At 64.7% G+C, this 2,793-nt stretch carries 7 protein-coding genes; all 7 read left to right on the top strand.

Annotated features, from left to right (window positions below; all coding sequences use genetic code 11):
* Window positions 1-143: 143 nt before the first annotated feature.
* Genes ACV4UX_RS19575 through ACV4UX_RS19545 form a run of 7 tightly spaced genes read left to right on the top strand, consistent with a single transcriptional unit; the run spans window position 144 to window position 2,622 of the window.
* Window positions 144-776, top strand: a complete 633-nt coding sequence (locus ACV4UX_RS19575; protein ID WP_491594949.1) for a 3'-5' exonuclease — start codon at window positions 144-146, stop codon at window positions 774-776.
* 2 nt (window positions 777-778) lie between these two features.
* On the top strand, window positions 779-1,117 hold the full coding sequence (locus ACV4UX_RS19570) for a hypothetical protein (RefSeq protein ID WP_491594948.1): 339 nt from the start codon (window positions 779-781) through the stop codon (window positions 1,115-1,117).
* Between the two features lie 4 nt (window positions 1,118-1,121).
* Window positions 1,122-1,436 (top strand): XkdD/Y8K6 family phage-associated protein, encoded by a 315-nt coding sequence (locus tag ACV4UX_RS19565; RefSeq protein WP_491594947.1) that lies wholly within the window; start codon window positions 1,122-1,124, stop codon window positions 1,434-1,436.
* Window positions 1,430-1,708 carry a hypothetical protein gene (locus tag ACV4UX_RS19560; RefSeq protein WP_491594946.1) on the top strand — a complete coding sequence of 93 codons (279 nt, stop codon included), beginning with the start codon at window positions 1,430-1,432 and terminating at the stop codon, window positions 1,706-1,708. Before ACV4UX_RS19565 ends, ACV4UX_RS19560 begins: the two co-directional genes overlap by 7 nt.
* A gap of 12 nt (window positions 1,709-1,720) precedes the next feature.
* Window positions 1,721-1,951, top strand: a complete 231-nt coding sequence (locus tag ACV4UX_RS19555) for a hypothetical protein (protein ID WP_491594945.1) — start codon at window positions 1,721-1,723, stop codon at window positions 1,949-1,951.
* Window positions 1,952-1,953: 2 nt separating this feature from the next.
* Window positions 1,954-2,370: a hypothetical protein gene (locus ACV4UX_RS19550; RefSeq protein ID WP_491594944.1), complete on the top strand. Its 417-nt coding sequence runs from the start codon at window positions 1,954-1,956 to the stop codon at window positions 2,368-2,370.
* Window positions 2,371-2,379: 9 nt separating this feature from the next.
* Entirely contained in the window at window positions 2,380-2,622 is a 243-nt protein-coding gene (locus ACV4UX_RS19545) for a hypothetical protein (protein ID WP_491594943.1), read from the top strand.
* The last annotated feature ends 171 nt before the right edge of the window (window positions 2,623-2,793 follow it).

Genomic DNA, 2,793 nt, shown 5'->3' with positions numbered 1-2,793 from the left:
CCGGACTGGCCGCGTTGCGGGCCTGCACCACCGACGCCGATCTGGAAGCGGCTTGGGAAGCCTTGCCGGTCGAGGTCTGCCGCGAACTGGGGGCCGGTGTGCTGGAAGAAATCCGGGCCACCTTCACGGTGGGGGGCTGACCGATGATCCTGATTTACGACACCGAGACCACCGGCCTGCCGCTTTGGAAGGAACCGAGCGAACACCCGGATCAGCCGCACATCACCCAGATTGCCGCGCAGCTTTGCGACGGCGAGACCGGAGATATTCAGGCCAGCATGAACGTGATGATCCGCCCCAACGGCTGGACCATTCCCGAGGACGTGGCCCGGCTCACCGGCATCACCACCGAACGTGCCCAGGCATGCGGCGTGATCATGGACACGGCCATGGACCTCTTCATTGCGTTGTGGGGGAGGGCCTCTTTGCGCGTCGCCCATAACGAGAGTTTCGACGCCCGCATGGTCCGCATCGAGTTGAAGCGGCTGAGATATTCCGACGACCCTTGCGGCATGTGGAAAGAGGGCGCTGCGTTTTGCACCGCCAACGCCTCCAAGCCGATCCTTCAGCTTCCTCCGACCGAGCGGATGAAGGCCACCACCAGTTTCCGCAATTCCTTCAAGACGCCGAACATGGCCGAAGCCTACCGCTTCTTCATGGGCAAGGACTTCGCCAACGCCCACAGCGCCGCCGCCGATGTGGCCGCCTGCAAGGCCGTCTATTTCGCCATCAAAAAGCACACTGCCGCCCAGGGTGGCGAGCAGGTTGGAGTCTGATCATGATGCTGACCGAAGCCAAAGCCCGCACCAAGTGGTGCCCCAAGGCCATGCACCAGTCCGGTTCCGAAGAACCGGCGGCCAATCGCTGGTCCGACCGCGACGGCCATCACCCCAACCCGGCGGAATGCCGCTGCCTTGCCTCCGAGTGCATGGCCTGGCGCTGGTACAGCATGGCCCGCGTGTTCTCCATGAAACAGGACAAAGCCGAGGCGCTGGTGTCCAGCGACGACAATTTCGAACTGGCCGGCCCGTGCGAGTCCACCAGCACCACCAACACCAAGGTCCGCCAGATCGCCGCCACCGGCTTCTGCGGCCTTGCCGGCCCGGTGGGGGAGTGACGCCATGACGACCGAACACACCCCCGGCCCGTACATCGCGCACGGTTCGGCGATCTATGCCAACACCCCGCAGGATGTTGACCATTCGGCATTCAAAGGGTTCGACACCAAGGAACCGCATGGCGTCGGATACCTGATCGCCGAAAGCATCCCGCATGTTCCGACCCGCGACCTTCTCGCCGCCGCGCCGGACATGCTGGACGTGCTGGAATCGGTCTTGTCTCGCTGGGACCAGTACGACGACGAGGATGCCCCTGACTTGGGGAAGGCCCTTCGCGCCGCCGTTGCCAAAGCACGGGGGAGGGCTGAACCATGTTGACCGACGAACAAATCACCTTCCTGAACGAGAACCGCCGACCCGGTCCCGGTCACAAGGCCCGCTGGGTGTACAGCGAGAATCACCAGCCCATCATTGATGAACTGGTGGCAACCGGATTCATGCAGCCGGCCTACGGCGAGTTCGCCATGCGGGAGACGCCTGGGAATACCCTGTCCGTCTTCGGTCGTGAAGTCCAGGTTCTCGGCAGCATGATCAGCCTTTACTGCCTGACGTCGGCTGGCGAGGCGGCAATGGCCAAGGTGGGGGGCTGATCCATGCAAGACATGCTCCCCATCATCGCCGCCGTGCGTTCCAACCCCAGGCTGATCAACCAGCACCTGGGCTACATGTCCACCTCGGAATGCCTGATTCTCTGCCTCGGTGTCGGCACCAAGGCCAGCATCGCCAAACTGGCCGACACCAATTTCCCCACCATCGCCGATGCGTGGCAGCGGATCGGCCCTACCGGGCAGCGGATCGTCACCGCCGCGTGGGAACAGGTGGAGGCGTTCTGATCATGGCCGGTTTCCGCCGCGACAAGCCCATCGACCCGATGCACGAGGCCGGTATCTGCCGGTGGCTCGCCGAGCATCACGAGCGGCGCGTGGCGGAAACCGAAGGCTGGGAGAAGGACGACCACGCCAAGGCCGCCAAGGCGTGCCGCGAGCGGGCGGAAGAGTGGGAGGCCAAGGCCGCCGCCCAGGATGCTCCGCCCGCCCGCCATCTGCTGGCCGCCGACGACGCCCCGTCGCCGCCCATGTCCACTTTCGCCGCCTCGATCGAGGCCCAGCCGCGCCGCGTCCGTCAACCGGAACCGGCCAGCCGTAAACCGATTCCCGCCGTGCCGACAACCAGAGCGCCGGCACCCGTAAAGCCCGCCGCGCCCCGCCAGAAGGCGGCGCCGACGACCACCCATCAACTGAGCCTCTTCTAGGGGGAACACATGACCATCACCAAGCTGGCCGACGACGACACTGAACTGCTGTTCGACGACGACGGCAATCCCAGGGCCACCGAATTCGGCAACGCCGTCCAGATGTGGGCGTGCTGCCAGAACCGCGAGGGTGTGACCGTTCAGGAGGCCGCGTTGACCTTCAACGCCACCCCCGAGGTCATCCGCCAAGCGGTCGAGGATCATCCCTGGATGTACCTCGATGGCGACAACATCGAACACGACGGGGAGTGACGGCCATGACCATCAAAGGCCCGGTTACGCAGGAATGGGTTCACGCCCTTCCGTTCATGCAGCAGACCGTTCTTCTGACCGCGATTCGCGGCCCGGACGGGATCGCCAAATACCACCCCAGCAAGTATCTGCTGCGCTGGTTCCGTCGCTGCACCCTGCTGTCCGCGATGT

This window comes from Fundidesulfovibrio sp., assembly GCF_058402725.1.
Note: the sequence above shows the minus strand (reverse complement) of the source record. Positions and strands in the feature narration are given on the sequence as shown.